The organism is Neobacillus driksii, from assembly GCF_013409995.1.
GTDB lineage: Bacteria > Bacillota > Bacilli > Bacillales > Cytobacillaceae > Neobacillus > Neobacillus driksii.
In genome coordinates this window covers 661,952-676,273 of record NZ_JACCBX010000001.1, presented here as the reverse complement: position 1 = coordinate 676,273, position 14,322 = coordinate 661,952, and the positions used below count along the sequence as shown (strand labels likewise).

Here is a 14,322-nt window from a genome sequence, read left to right as displayed (position 1 = left end):
CAAGCTGGAAGTAGGTTTCGATCACTAAAGTATCACTTCTGATGGAATCAGATCAACCAACAGAAGTCCGTTAAAGCAGAAAAAGAGGGGTTGCTCAGATCCCTCTTAGTTTCTCTCGATTAGTCCCCTCACATCAAGCACTGTATCGAGAATATAGTCTGCCTCGTACTTTTCAAAGTCACTTCTCGCATCTTTTCCTGATAGCCCTGTTAAAACCGCTGCAAACTGACAGCCCATTTTTCTCGCAGCTAGCAAGTCTGCCAACGAGTCACCCACCACTAGAACCTCTTCACCTTTTTCAATTGGCAGTGGTGTATTTAAACATGTCTCGACTGATGTTTTCCTTCCATTAAGACCCATAATGTATGTAAAAGGATGTGGTTTAGATAATGACTGTCTTTCAACAAGCTCATTTTCTGCTTTTAGGACATCATCCGCTGTGACAATATAATTTACATCAAAGAGTTTTAGCCAATCCAGATGGTGGAAGGGTTGAATCGTTTCAAGCTCAGGTCTCCCCGTTCCAATCCCGATCTTTACCCCAGATTCCTTAAGGAATGTAAAGAGAGCTTGTATCTCTGCTTTATCTGCCAATGTGGTTTCATTTGCTAAAAAACCTTTCTTTCCCAGCTGCACAGAAGGTCTGCCAGTGGACTTTTCCACATTCTCATCGCCAACATACCATTCCTGACTGGTATGCTCACATACTGACCAAAGCGTGCTGATTCCACTAAAGATGGTTGTTTGAACCCCAAGCTGCACTGAAGCTAATTGATTTAGATAATTGAACAATTCCTGCTTTGTTTCCGTTGACTGTGCAAAATCGGAAATAAATCTATCGAAATCTAAGTTAACCTCATATTTTTGTAATACCCTGCCCATTTCAAGAAGTACTTCTCTATCAATTGGTTCCTGCAGCCAACTATTGATTCTGTCATCCTCTTTTTCCTTTATTTGAGATAAAAGATGAATTAATTGATGACCAAAGGACAAATAAATCATATCCCAATTCGCATTAAGTCCTCTTGACTTCATTAGCTTAAGGACATCATCATTTTTTCCAAACACGTTCTCTCGAATAGTCTTAATTTCTGCTGCACTATAGTTTGTTTTGAAATTTTCAGGAGCCAATCCCAAATAATTATTGCTGATTAACAATTCCCAAACGGTTAAAGCTGATGCGTCAAAATAATGCTCCTCACTTAACAACACTCCATCCACGTCAAACAATACTGTTTTAATCATCTAACCGCCCCTTCTCCATTCCACTTTATTCCGTTATCGTAACACAGCGAAGACCTATATTTAAAGTAAATAATGATTGAAAAAACACTGTAACTCAAAAACAGCTTAACGATTTTTGTTAAGCTGTTCGTATATTTTATTGGCTGTATTGGCTGTATAAATCTTTTACCGATGCTATAAGCGCATTGACCGCTTTCCCCCGGTATCCCGCTCTTATCATTTCAACGATTTCATCAATCCCATCCTGTAAGCTATGTCCCTTTAATATTTGTTGAATATATTCTCTCCCATGGTCAGTGGCAAGGGTGCAGGAGGACTGGATAATGACACCATATTTTTTATCAATCTCAACTGTAATCGTTAAAGAATCAAATACACTTTGGGCTGCCATCCCCTGCGGCAGGCGGGCATGACCAGCGAGGAAATAGGTTTTTATTCCAGACATACTATCACATATCCTTTTATCAACATCTCTTCAAATGGCCAGGCAGGCAGCATTTTTCGTATTGGTTTATCCTCGCGGTAACCAATATTCCCCCTGCATAATCGTATGAATTTCTCTTGTCCCTTCATAAATAACGGGTGCTTTTGCATTCCGTAAATAACGCTCAACCGGAAATTCATTAGAGAAGCCGTATGCACCGTGTATTTGCACAGCATCGTTTGCTGCTTCATAGGCGGCATCGCAGGAAATCCATTTTGCCAATGAAGTTTCCTGGGTGTTGCGTTTACCGCGGTTTTTTAACCAGCCAGCTTTAAAGACTAACAGACGGGAAATCTCAAGGTTTGCATACATTTTTGCTATCATTTGCTGGACAAGCTGATTCCTTCCGATTTCTTTGCCAAATGTTTTTCGTTCTTCACAGTATTTTACACTTGCCTCAAGCGATGCCATGATGGTCCCACATGCCCCTGCAGCAACAGTAAACCGTCCGTTATCAAGCGCAGCCATGGCAATTTTAAAGCCCTCGCCTTCATATCCAAGCATATTCTCTGAGGGAACCCGAACATAAAACACTTCCCCCGTATTCCCTGCGCGGATGCCGAGCTTTCCTTTAATCGCTTTTGTCGACACCCCTGGGAAGGATCGTTCAACAATAAAGCAGGAGATCCCTTTATGCTTCGCTCCCAGATCCGTTTTGGCGAAAGTCAAGAAATGATCGGCAACGTCACATAAGGAAATCCATGTTTTCGAGCCATTTAATAGATAGTCATCTCCGTCTTTTACAGCCGTCGTTTCCATTGCCGCTACATCAGAGCCAGCGTTTGGTTCTGTGAGTCCAAATGCCCCTATTTTTTCACCCTTAGCCTGGGTAACAAGATACTTTTGTTTCTGTTCCTCTGTTCCCCATTGCAATAGCGTCATGCTGTTTAAGCCGGTATGAACAGAAACAGCGGTACGGAAGGCAGTGTCCCCCCGCTCTAATTCCTCGCAAATGATAGCTAGCGTATTATAATCCATACCAACACCGCCATATTTCTCAGGGATACATACACCCATAAGCTGCAAATCTGCTAAGCGCTTTAAAATATTGGTTTCAAAATGCCCCGCTCATCCCACTCCTTAATAAAAGGAATAATTTCACGATCAACAAATGTTCTAACAACCTTCCTTACGCTTTTCTGTTCTTCGGTATATGAAAAATTCATTTAGTTTTCCCCCTATATAATTTTGTTTTTTTTCATAGCATGAATTTCTGATATAGAATATCCCAGTTTTATTAAAACCTCTTCTGTATGTTCTCTGAGCAATGGCGGGTGTCGTTCAATATTTACCTCCGTTTTTGAAAATTTTAACGGTGAACCGACCAGCTTTAAATCAGGAATTTTCGTATGCTTTACATCTACAATCATATTTATTGAAATCGCCTGCTCTGACTCTAATGCTTCTTTGACATTATGAATCGGGCCATTTGGGATACCCGCCACATCAAGAAGCTGTTTCCATTGTGTTCTTGATTTCGTTTTTATTTTCTTGGCAATACGGCTTACTAATTCGTCCTTATATTGCAGTCTGCCGGCGTTGGTTTCGTACCTTTGTGAGAGTAGTGATGGGTCTTCAAGTAGAACAGCCAGCTTTCGATATTGCTGATCATTTCCAACCGCAATCACAAAATCACCATCGCTTGCTGTGAACACCTGATAGGGAACTATATTTGGATGGGCATTGCCAAGACCTTCTGGAATCTGACCGGAACATAAATAATTACTCGCAACATTCACCATTGCAGCCAACTGGGAATCAAATAAGGAGATATCCACTTCCTGTCCCTCTTCAGTCGTGTTTCGATGGTGTATCGCCCCTAAGACTCCAATACAGGTATACAACCCGGTTAGTACATCAGCAATTGCTACCCCGACTTTGACAGGCTCGGCGTCCTTATCTCCGGTAATACTCATTAATCCTGACATTGCTTGAATCATATAATCATAGCCTGGCAGATGGGAGTATGGTCCAGTAGAGCCAAAACCGCTGATCGATGCTAGGATAATTCCCTTATTCCAATTTTTCATTTCCTCATAACCGAAGCCCAGTCGCTTGAGAGTTCCAGGCTTAAAATTCTGGATTACTACATCAGCATCTAAAATAAGCTTTTGTAAAATTTCTATGCCTTGTTCCGACTTCAAGTTTAGAGTGATTCCTTGCTTATTTCGGTTGGCGCATAGATAGTAGGCACTTTCTCCTTCCACAAAAGGCGGTCCCCATCCCCTCGTTTCATCTCCTGTGTCAATACTTTCAATCTTTATTACTTCCGCCCCCATATCTCCTAAGATCATCGTGCAATATGGTCCGGCTAAAACTCTGGATAAATCGATTACTTTCATTCCATATAATGGTCCCGGCACTCCTGCCCACCTCATTTTTAATAGAAATTTGAAAAAAGCCAGTGAAATCTTTCAATGACAAATAAGTCACTGAAGGTTTCACTGGCATTTATTCGTGAATCTTCCTCTGGCATGAGGATGAAACGAATTTAGCAGTTCCCTTTTTCGTTACAAAATGAAAACTATATATCTAACCCAATTGAAATATATTTTACTTCTAAAAATTCCTCAATTCCGAAGTGACCGCCTTCACGGCCAAGGCCGCTCTCTTTATAGCCGCCAAATGGAACTTGAACAGCTGATGGCAGGGCATCATTAAGACCAATGATTCCATATTCAAGCTGTTCTGTAATTCTGAATGAACGGCTTAGATTTTCTGTATAAACATAAGCAGCTAAGCCAAACCGGGAATTATTTGCCCGCTCTATCACTTCTTCTTCGGTTTTAAAGGTCGAAATCGGTGCCAGAGGACCAAAGATTTCATCCTTCATACATTCCATATCGTCGTGAACTGCGGTTAAAATAGTTGGGGCATAGAAATAGCCGTTATCTTCAGCAGGTTTTAGCCCGCTGTAAGTAACTTTTCCTCCCTTACTAACTGCATCATTCACAAGAGCTTCTACTTTTTTATAAGCTGCATTATCAATTAATGGGCCGATGTCTGTCCCTTCTTCGAGTCCGTTTCCAACCTTAAGCTTTTCTAGTTCTTCCTGAAAAAGCCCAATAAATTTATCCGCTATTCCCTCTTGCACATATACACGATTTGTACATATACAGGTCTGACCCGCATTTCGGAATTTCGATTGTACCAATCCCTCTGCAGCCTTCTCTAAATTCGCATCATCCATGACAATAAACGGTGCGTTTCCTCCAAGCTCCAGCGACACCTTTTTAACATTATCAGCAGCACCGCGCATCAGCGTTTTCCCTACTTCAGTCGATCCTGTAAAGGTTATCTTGGTTACACGGGGATCCTTCAGCCACGTTTCGCCGATTTCTGCTGCCCTGCCCGTGATTACATTAATTACTCCATTTGGGATTCCTGCTTCATGAGCAAGCTCTACCATCTTTAACGCAGTTAGCGGGGTCTGATTGGCCGGTTTTACCACGCAGGTACACCCTGCTGCCAGGGCTGGTGCTACTTTTCTAGTAATCATCGCTGCAGGGAAGTTCCAAGGGGTAATCGCTGCGACCACCCCAACAGGTTCTTTTCTAACAAGAATTCGTTTATTTGATTGGGAAGCCGGAATCGTTTCTCCATAGATTCTTTTCCCTTCCTCCGCGTACCATGAGATAAAGCCATTGGCATATTGGACCTCACCCAATGCTTCTTTTAATGGTTTCCCCTGCTCCATCGTCATAATCCTGGCAATTTCATGTTTGTTCTCATCAATCAATTGATACCATTTCATCAGGAGCTGATAGCGCTCATCAGCTGTCTTTTTCGACCAAGTTTTAAAGGATTTATGGGCCGCATCAACGGCTTGCTCCGCTTCAAAAGCACCCCCAGTTGGCACTGCCCCTAAAACTTCCTGGGTTGCTGGGTTAATAATCTCGTTAAACACCTCATAATCATTCCCAACCCATTTTCCATCTAAATACATTGGATAGATTTGATATTTCTGCTCTACAATGTCCATTACATTACCTCCCAGCCGACACAGCAGGATTATTTAGGTATACTGCTTCAAAGGCTTCCTCCAGAATTTGCAATCCTTCCTCCAACTGGTCATCTGTGATGGTTAACGGCATAAGAAGGCGGATCACGTTTCCATACAACCCTGCGCTTAGCAGCATTAGCCCCCGCTCACCTGCGGCTTTAACTATTTTTCCAACTGCCTCTTTATCAGGAGTTTTATTGTGACGATCTTTAACGATTTCCATTGCACACATGGCCCCTAAACCACGGACATCTCCAATGCTATCGAAACGTTCTGCGAGCTCTTTCATTTTCTCCGTAGCTCTTTTACCTATTTTTTGAGCCCTTTCATTAAGGTTTTCACTCTCAATAATATCGAGGACCGTAAGTGCGGCCCTGCAGCCTAGTGGACTTCCGGAATAGGTTCCACCTATCTCGCCAACATCTGCTGCTTCCATAATTTCCGCTCGGCCAATGACCCCGCTAATCGGCACTCCTGCACCCATTGATTTTGAAATCGTGATTAAATCTGGCTCAACCCCAAAATGTTCGATCGCAAAATATTTACCGGTACGGGCGAATCCCGTTTGAATCTCATCTGCTACAAACAAGATTCCATACTGTCTACAAATTTCTCTAACTCTTTGAACAAACGCTTTATCTGGGACGATAAATCCTCCCTCTCCTTGAACGGGTTCCATGACAACCGCAGCAATCGTTTCAGGAGCCACTTCCGCTAATAAAAACGTTTCAAATTGATCAATAATCATTTCATTATATTGTTGTTCGCTCAACCCTTCAGGGCGGCGGTAAACATATGGATATGGCGCCTTGTAAACTTCTGGAGCAAACGGTCCAAAGCCAAACTTGTATGGCTTGACCTTGCTCGTCATCGTCATCGTCATTAACGTTCTGCCGTGGAACCCCCTTGTAAAGGAAATAATCCCCTGGCGTTTTGTATATTTTCTAGCGATTTTAACGGCATTTTCAACTGCTTCTGCACCGCTGTTAAAGAAAGCTGCCTGCTTATTAAAATCACCCGGTGCAAGCTGACACAGCCTCTCGGCAAGATTTATATAAGACTCATACATCATGACATTAAACCCTGTATGGATAAATTGACTTGCCTGCTCCTGCAGGGCCCTGACCACTCTCGGATGGGTGTGGCCAACGTTCAATGTTCCAATCGCTCCAGCAAAGTCTATCAAAATATTACCGTCCACATCCTCAACTAGAGAACCATGTGCCTTTTTCACAAAGGAATGACAATTATTGCTTATGCCCTTTGGCACATATTTCTTTCTCCGCTCCAACATTTCTTCTGATTTTGGTCCGGGTATCTGTGTTTGGATCTTAACAAATTTCTTTTCCAACTCCGTGCTCCCCCCTATAAAAATAAATCGTTATGCTTTTACCAGACTTAAAACTTCCTTAAAGGTGCTGATTACCATATCAACCTCTTCATAGCCAATCGTTAATGCCGGTTCAATTCGTATCGTCTTCGAGTTGATTAATGTTCCTGCCACAAGGATCCCACGGTCAAACATCCCTTTGGAAACCTCATATCCGATTTCATCCTTATGGAATTCAATGCCGATCATCAATCCCTGTCCGCGAATTTCAAGGACCTTGTCTTCATGTCCTTTCGCTGCTTCTTTTAGCTCTTTGAGGAAATACTCCCCAACTACTAATGCCCTTTCTGGTAAATTTTCCTCGATTAAAACACCAATAGTGGCAATAGCAGCTGCACATGCTAGTGGATTGCCCCCAAATGTCGTTGTATGCATAAATGGGTTCGGGAACCAGCTTTTGAATACTTCTTCTCTAGCAACAATCGCCCCTGCTGGCATTACACCGCCGCCAAACGCTTTAGCTAGACAGATAATATCCGGGACCACATCGTATAATTCAGCTGCAAACATTTTTCCAGTCCGCCCCATACCCGTTTGGACCTCGTCAAAAATTAACAGAGAACCATATTGGTCACATAGCTCGCGAACCTGTTTTAAGTAATTCTCTGGAGGCAGGATAATTCCGCCTTCCCCCTGAATTGGCTCTAAGATCACCGCAGCAACATCTTCTCCGACTGACGCACAGACTTCAAATGTTTTTCTGATCATGTCGATATCACCAAATGGTACATGGCGGAATCCAGGGATTAATGGCAGGAATGGTTTACGGAACATTCCTTTGGCCGTTCCAGATAAAGAGCCAAGACTTTTACCATGGAAAGCGCGTGTTGTTGAAATAAAGGTCGTTCGCTCACTATACATTTTCGCGAGCTTTAATGCTGCTTCAACACTTTCTGTTCCGCTATTGGTAAAAAACGCATATTTCAAATCACCAGGGGTAATATCTGCTAAAATTTTCGCCAGCATTGCACGCAATGGATCAAGCAGATCCTGGCTGTGGAGAGCTTGACGCTTCAGTTGATCTGTTACTGCCTTTACGACCTTGGGATTACGGTGGCCAACATTATAGATACCGAAGCCGCCGAGACAATCAATATATTCTTTGCCGTTTACATCCTTAAAGCAGGCACCATTGTCTGACCATTCTACAGCTGCAAATTGTCCATCCTTTGTTACCGATTTACGGTAGGTTAAAAATCCTGGGTTAACATGTTCGCGGAATCCATCGACCGTTTCCTTTGTAATCCAGGCTGCTTCTTCCTTATTAACCTCTTCCTTTTCTATTAAACTTAAAACCTTATTAATGTATTCGCTTACTTGTTGATTCTGCTCAGTCTTTGTCTCTCGTGATAAATCGATACTCATATGATCGCTCCTCATCATCTATTAGTTGGAAAACCAGCCAATTGGCTCTACTTGTAAATTAATATTGATTTGTTTAATTTCTTGAAATTCCTCAAGCCCGAATGTTCCAAGGCTCCGTCCAATTCCACTTTGCTTGTAACCGCCCCATGGTGCTTCATTATAGGTTGGGTGATAGGAATTCACCCAAGTAATACCGGCACGAAGCTTTTTAATTACTCTTAACGCTTTTGCCCCATCATTTGAAAAAACAGCGCCAGCAAGTCCATAAATCGTATTATTTGCAAGCTTTACAGCTTCACTTTCATCCTGAAACTTCTGGATAACAACAACAGGTCCAAATATTTCTTCTTGAACGATTTTCATTTCTGGTTTTACATTTATAAACACAGTTGGTTCAACAAAAAAGCCCTTTTCTAAGCCTTTACTTACAATTCGTTTCCCGCCGCAAGCAATGGTTGCACCCTCTTCTAGACCAACCTCGATGTAATGTAAAATCTTTTCCAAATGCTGCTCGCTTACAAGCGGCCCCATCTCAGTTATTGGATCATTTCCTGCTCCCACCTTAATCTTCTTCGCTCTTTCAACAAAGCGTTCAACAAATTTATCATAAATACTTTCTTCTACTAGAATTCTCGACCCTGCTGAGCACACTTGACCTGAACCAGAAAATATTCCAAATAGTGCATAATCAACTGCCGTTTCAAAATCAGCATCCGCAAAAATAATATTGGGTGATTTGCCTCCTAATTCTAAGGATACCTTCTTCATCGTGTCGGCTGCCGTTTTCATGATATGTTTACCTGTTTTCGTGCCGCCGGTAAACGAAATCATATCCACTTCAGGGTGGGAAGCAATTTCATGCCCAACAACAGGGCCGGCTCCCATTACCATATTGGCTACTCCTTTTGGCAGTCCCACTTCTTCAAAGATTTCAAAAAGCTTCTTCGGTGTAACCGGTGTTACTTCTGACGGTTTAAAAACGATTGTATTTCCAGCGGCTAAAGCCGGCGCAATTTTCCAAACACTCATTAACAGTGGATAATTCCATGGAACAATCAGACCGCATACTCCAACGGGCTCACGGACAACCATCGCCTGCATTGGATCAGCTACATGATAGGTATAGCCGTCTGGCTTAGTAATCAGCCCCGCATAATAACGGAAACACGCTGCCGCATCACCGATATCAAATCCAGCTTCCCTTAATGGTTTGCCATTATCCATCGTCTCAAGCTGTGTTAATTCATCTGCATATTCCTCAATTTTGTCTGCGATTTTAAATAAATAGGAGGCTCTCTCCTGAGCTGATATTCCTGACCATACACCTTCTTCGAAAGCCCTCCGAGCAGCAAAGATCGCTGCTCGTGCATCAACAGCTGTTCCTTCAGGGGAATATGAAATTACTTCTCCATTTGCTGGATTAATAACTGGACGTGTTTCCAGAGTTTCAGACTCTTTCCATTCACCATCAATAAACATCTTAAGGTTAGCAATGCGGTTTTTTATCTCGACCATTATCAAGTCCTCCTTTATTCTCTCTTACTATCTATAGTTGCAAGAACTGTGCCAAAAAAGAAAAGTGGCCATAATCGTGTGTTTACCCCAAAAAACATTTATAGTTATTCAAAATTGCATAACTGTATTTATTTTTGCATAGATAAAAAAGCTGCTTCAGAATGTAATCTGAAACAGCTTTAATTTATATGGAAGATAAGTTTTCAATTTTAATATTTTTCTCATTTAGTATTTTTTGATACTTCCTGCTAACTGAGGATTGGCTGATTCCTAATGCTTTTGCAGCCTTTGTGGTTGTTTTGTATTGGTTCATAGCCAGAACAATCAGCTGCTCCTCTACATGTTCAATCGCCTCTTGTAACGGTATAACTCTAGTAATCATAGGCTTTATCTTTTTATTATCAAAGCCCAGCGATAAAAACTGACTGACAAACTCAGCATCAATGGCAGGATGATCAGCTGTAACTACTAATCTTTCAATAATATTTTGTAATTCACGGACATTTCCCGGCCACGAATAAAATTCAAGCACATTAATGGCGTCTGGTGTTAAATGATAATTGCGATCATACCTTTCATTTAACTGCTGTAAAAAATGAAAGGCCAGTAAAGAGATATCCTCAGTCCGTTCCCTGAGCGGCGGAATCTGAATTGGAATAACATTTAACCGGTAGAATAAGTCTTCTCTAAAAGTTCCATTTTCCACCATTTTTTCAAGCCTTTTATTGGTGGCTGCAATGATCTGGACATTCACCTTAATAGGTACTGTACTGCCAACAGGAATAACCTCTTGCTCTTGAAGAACACGCAAAAGCTTTACTTGAAGATGCAGCGGCATTTCACCGATTTCATCAAGAAACAATATTCCTCCATCCGCTTGTTTAAAGTAACCATCTTTTCCATTTTTATCAGCACCTGTAAACGAACCCTTTGCGTACCCATACAATTCACTTTCTAAAAGATTTTCTGGGATTGCGCCACAATTCAGTTTAAGAAATGGTTTTGATGAGCGTTTTCCTAATTGGTGGATTGCTTGAGCAATCACCTCTTTACCCACACCAGATTCACCATTAAGGAGGACGGTCGATGAAAAGTCAGCAATTTTCTTTACCTGATTCATAATCTTTTCCATTTTAGGACTGCAATAAATGAGCTTTTTTAAAAAGCGATCTTTACTTTTAAAATCATCTAATTCTTTTTTATATTGTTCCGTTATTTTTCGTATTTCTTGGAGTTCACTTTTTAATCGCGTAGTTTCGGTAATATCCCTTGAGGCAATGATAATCCGGTCCAGCTCATTTTTTTCATTAAAGACAGGATTACCAACCGCAAGAATTTTTCTGCCTGATTTTGTTTCCTGGACGACCGAAACTTTTTTTCTTTTTTCGATTACTAATCTTGTAACCGATGGTGTAAAAAGTCCCTGATCCTCAAGTTCGAGGATGTTTTTTCCAATCAACTCTTTAAGATCTACCTTCCAGAAATCTTGAATAATGTTGTCACTGTATCTAATTAATTCCCCTATGGCATTTACCACAAGAATCTCATCATAAATACTTGACAATATCGCATTCAAATCTCGATTCAGATCCTTAACATATTCGATTTCGTTGGCCATATCCTCGACCATTGGCAGATCCTGAACAACTATGATCATCCCTTCAACTGCATCATCATCGGATAATATAGGACAATAATCGACGAGAACTCCCGTGTCATTGGTTATTTCTAGATGATTTAAAATCGTTTTTCCTGTAGCAAATACGTTGTTAATCTGTTGAGCGCTAAAAATAGTTCCACCCGGATAATTAAGCACCTGTTCAATAGTAGATTTAATCATTGTTAACCCTGATTCATTGCAATTAATGATTTGTTTCTCCTTATCTAATACAAAAATCCCCATAGGTATTGAGGTAAGAAGGATTTTCAATAAATCTACACTTTTATTTTCTTGTTTAAAAAGTTCAGCCAAAACATCTTCTCTTCGTATGTATCCTATTGGTTCACCATCGTCACCTATTATGATCGCGAAAGGTTCACCAATAATCTGGAACAAGGAGGGGAAAGAAATACTCTTGCTTAGGAAACAAATACTTTTAATAGACTTTCCCTGATCTAACAAAGCCTCTATGGAATAATTTTTGCTTTCAAGCAGCTCGATTAATGGATCATTGATTGTTGCATAGGCAAATAATTGACCTTGTTTTTTTAAGAATATAAAGGGTTCTTTGCATTGGCTTAAAGTCGATTTCAATACAACTTCTTCACCTATAGTGATAGATATTATTGGCTTAATCTTATCTTTTGCGACGGAAAACATCTTATTATCCCCCTTTCCACTCTTATATTATCACTATTTCGAATTTTTTAAATAGAAAAAAAGAAGATGCAGTATCCATCTTCTTTCTTTGTATTTAATCACTGCCCGTTACAAATAAATCCTCTTTTATGAAGGCAAGGACCATGCCGGGAATAACTTGGTCCCCTTCCTGAACCTCCAGTGATTCTACCTCACCGCTTAAACCGGTTTGAATCATTTGAATATTGCCTTCAGCCGTTTTTATTTGAAATAATGGTTCCCATTCATATATCCGTGTTTCACTTTGGATTGAAACTTTTTCAACAACCCCATGACATGGACTAAGTACCACTCCAAAATACATCGTATCACTCCCCTTTTTTTTGCTAGTATTGTTCCTGAAAGGGCCCTGATTGTAATACCAGGCCAAAAAAATCTTGAAATTCTGTAATATCCTCTTCTTCAATTCCTAGACGATCAGCCCAATAATGGGGAGTATAGGTATCCTCCTGGCAAAGTAAAACCATATTCCCTGTTTGCATCGAAGTGACCATTGCCTTGCCATAAAAATGGCTCGAATAACCAATGGCCAAATCATAGCGGTGGTTTTTTGATAAGAGACAAAAGTAATGTAGTAGCTGTTGATCTTTTTGTTCAGACAAAATATCAAGCTTCATTTCTCTTCTCCTTTACATTAGATATTTTAATATTTCAACCAGCCTCTTAGCCTCGAGGTTTCTGCCAGTTTTTTAATTCCCTCAATATAAGCAGCAATTTTCATATTCACTCCATACTTTTCAGCGGTGTTATACACATTCTTAAAGCTGTCTATTATTTTTTCCTTCAATCGAGTATCTACCGTTTCCTCTGTCCAGTAGTAACCTTGGTTGTTTTGGCACCACTCAAAATAGGAAACAATGACACCACCTGAATTTGCAAGAATATCAGGAACAACAAGAATTTCACGCTCATCCAAAATTTTTAGAGCTTCTTTGGTTGTAGGTCCATTAGCTGCTTCAATCACAATAGAGCAATTAAGCCTGCTCGCATTTTGCTTATTGATTACGCCTGAAATGGCTGCTGGAATCAGGACATCACATTCTTTTTCCAGCAGTTCTTGATTGGTGATACTATTAGCAGGGCGGTTGGTTATGATACCGAAAGAGTCTCTATTTTCTAGGAGATAAGGGATATCCAAGCCATTTTCGTCATATAAACCACCAAGTGCGTCACCAATCCCAATTACCTTTGCCCCGAGGTCATATAAATAATGAGCCAAATAACTGCCTACATTTCCAAAGCCTTGAATAATGACTCGCATATCCGTTAACGGAATGCTCTTCAATTCGCATACCATTTGAAGGGTATATAGTACACCTTTCGAAGTTGCTGTTTCCCTACCTTTGGATCCTCCTAAAGCGATCGGTTTCCCGGTAATAAAGCCCGGCGAATCGAATTCACGGATATGGTCATACTCGTCGAGCATCCATGCCATGATTTGCGAATTGGTATACATATCAGGTGCCGGAATATCTTTCGTCGGTCCGACTATTTGGCTGACTGCTCTTACATACCCCCTGCTTAAGCGTTCTAGCTCATCTAAACTCATTTCCCGCGGGTCACAGACAATTCCTCCTTTTGCCCCTCCATATGGAAGGTCCGTAATGCCGCATTTTAAACTCATCCAGCCAGCCAGCGCTTTCACCTCTTCTGGCGTAACATCTGGATGGAAGCGAATACCTCCCTTAGTCGGTCCTGCAGCATCATTATGCTGTGCCCGGTAGCCCTGGAAAATCTCTGTTTGCCCATTATCCATACGAATAGGAATACTCACTTCTAAAAATCTCATTGGCTTTTTTAAGAATTCGAAGACTTGAGGAGGATAGTTCAGTATGTCAACAGCTTCCTTGAGAATTTCCTGAAACTCAATAAGTGAATTATCCTTTTCCTTTACACCCTCATTCTTTTTCAAATCTAAAGATTCGATCGCCATTATAACACCTCATTTTTTATTGTTATTA

General features: G+C 40.9%; 11 protein-coding genes and 1 pseudogene. All 12 read right to left on the bottom strand.

Translation table 11 applies throughout. The features are described from left to right. Nucleotides 1-105 precede the first annotated feature (105 nt). Complete coding sequence (locus F4694_RS03090) at nt 106-1,245, bottom strand: HAD family hydrolase (protein ID WP_179595420.1); 1,140 nt, start codon at nt 1,243-1,245, stop codon at nt 106-108. A gap of 136 nt (nt 1,246-1,381) precedes the next feature. After that, the gene (locus tag F4694_RS03085) at nt 1,382-1,690 is read right to left on the bottom strand and encodes a DUF3870 domain-containing protein (protein WP_179595419.1); all 309 of its coding nucleotides are present in this window, start codon (nt 1,688-1,690) and stop codon (nt 1,382-1,384) included. After that, a pseudogene (locus F4694_RS03080) lies at nt 1,678-2,895 on the bottom strand (acyl-CoA dehydrogenase family protein). The gene F4694_RS03085 and the pseudogene F4694_RS03080 overlap by 13 nt, the downstream one beginning before the upstream one ends. A gap of 12 nt (nt 2,896-2,907) precedes the next feature. Beyond that, complete coding sequence (locus tag F4694_RS03075) at nt 2,908-4,092, bottom strand: CaiB/BaiF CoA transferase family protein (protein ID WP_179595418.1); 1,185 nt, start codon at nt 4,090-4,092, stop codon at nt 2,908-2,910. 161 nt (nt 4,093-4,253) lie between these two features. Beyond that, complete coding sequence (locus tag F4694_RS03070) at nt 4,254-5,675, bottom strand: NAD-dependent succinate-semialdehyde dehydrogenase (protein WP_179595474.1); 1,422 nt, start codon at nt 5,673-5,675, stop codon at nt 4,254-4,256. 40 nt (nt 5,676-5,715) lie between these two features. Then, the gene (gene gabT / locus F4694_RS03065; RefSeq protein WP_179595417.1) at nt 5,716-7,083 is read right to left on the bottom strand and encodes a 4-aminobutyrate--2-oxoglutarate transaminase; all 1,368 of its coding nucleotides are present in this window, start codon (nt 7,081-7,083) and stop codon (nt 5,716-5,718) included. Between the two features lie 30 nt (nt 7,084-7,113). Beyond that, complete coding sequence (locus tag F4694_RS03060) at nt 7,114-8,487, bottom strand: putrescine aminotransferase (protein ID WP_179595416.1); 1,374 nt, start codon at nt 8,485-8,487, stop codon at nt 7,114-7,116. A gap of 21 nt (nt 8,488-8,508) precedes the next feature. Continuing rightward, entirely contained in the window at nt 8,509-9,981 is a 1,473-nt protein-coding gene (locus F4694_RS03055) for an aldehyde dehydrogenase family protein (RefSeq protein ID WP_179595473.1), read from the bottom strand. A 205-nt stretch (nt 9,982-10,186) separates the two neighbouring features. Beyond that, a complete protein-coding gene (locus tag F4694_RS03050) occupies nt 10,187-12,322 on the bottom strand; it encodes a sigma 54-interacting transcriptional regulator (RefSeq protein WP_179595415.1) in 2,136 nt (711 codons plus the stop codon). A gap of 94 nt (nt 12,323-12,416) precedes the next feature. Next, entirely contained in the window at nt 12,417-12,665 is a 249-nt protein-coding gene (locus F4694_RS03045) for a biotin/lipoyl attachment domain-containing protein (RefSeq protein WP_179595414.1), read from the bottom strand. A 22-nt stretch (nt 12,666-12,687) separates the two neighbouring features. Continuing rightward, nucleotides 12,688-12,978 (bottom strand): SAV0927 family protein, encoded by a 291-nt coding sequence (locus F4694_RS03040; protein ID WP_179595413.1) that lies wholly within the window; start codon nt 12,976-12,978, stop codon nt 12,688-12,690. Between the two features lie 26 nt (nt 12,979-13,004). After that, entirely contained in the window at nt 13,005-14,294 is a 1,290-nt protein-coding gene (locus F4694_RS03035) for a Glu/Leu/Phe/Val family dehydrogenase (protein ID WP_179595412.1), read from the bottom strand. Between the last annotated feature and the right edge of the window lie 28 nt (nt 14,295-14,322).

What these genes read in the sequence shown, in the direction of transcription:
- F4694_RS03090 (WP_179595420.1), bottom strand. Translation starts at nt 1,245, where the DNA reads ATGATTAAAACAGTATTGTTTGACGTGGATGGAGTGTTGTTAAGTGAG.
- F4694_RS03070 (WP_179595474.1), bottom strand. Translation starts at nt 5,675, where the DNA reads ATGTATTTAGATGGAAAATGGGTTGGGAATGATTATGAGGTGTTTAAC.
- F4694_RS03045 (WP_179595414.1), bottom strand. Translation starts at nt 12,665, where the DNA reads ATGTATTTTGGAGTGGTACTTAGTCCATGTCATGGGGTTGTTGAAAAA.
- F4694_RS03060 (WP_179595416.1), bottom strand. Translation starts at nt 8,487, where the DNA reads ATGAGTATCGATTTATCACGAGAGACAAAGACTGAGCAGAATCAACAA.
- F4694_RS03085 (WP_179595419.1), bottom strand. Translation starts at nt 1,690, where the DNA reads ATGTCTGGAATAAAAACCTATTTCCTCGCTGGTCATGCCCGCCTGCCG.
- F4694_RS03050 (WP_179595415.1), bottom strand. Translation starts at nt 12,322, where the DNA reads ATGTTTTCCGTCGCAAAAGATAAGATTAAGCCAATAATATCTATCACT.
- F4694_RS03035 (WP_179595412.1), bottom strand. Translation starts at nt 14,294, where the DNA reads ATGGCGATCGAATCTTTAGATTTGAAAAAGAATGAGGGTGTAAAGGAA.
- F4694_RS03040 (WP_179595413.1), bottom strand. Translation starts at nt 12,978, where the DNA reads ATGAAGCTTGATATTTTGTCTGAACAAAAAGATCAACAGCTACTACAT.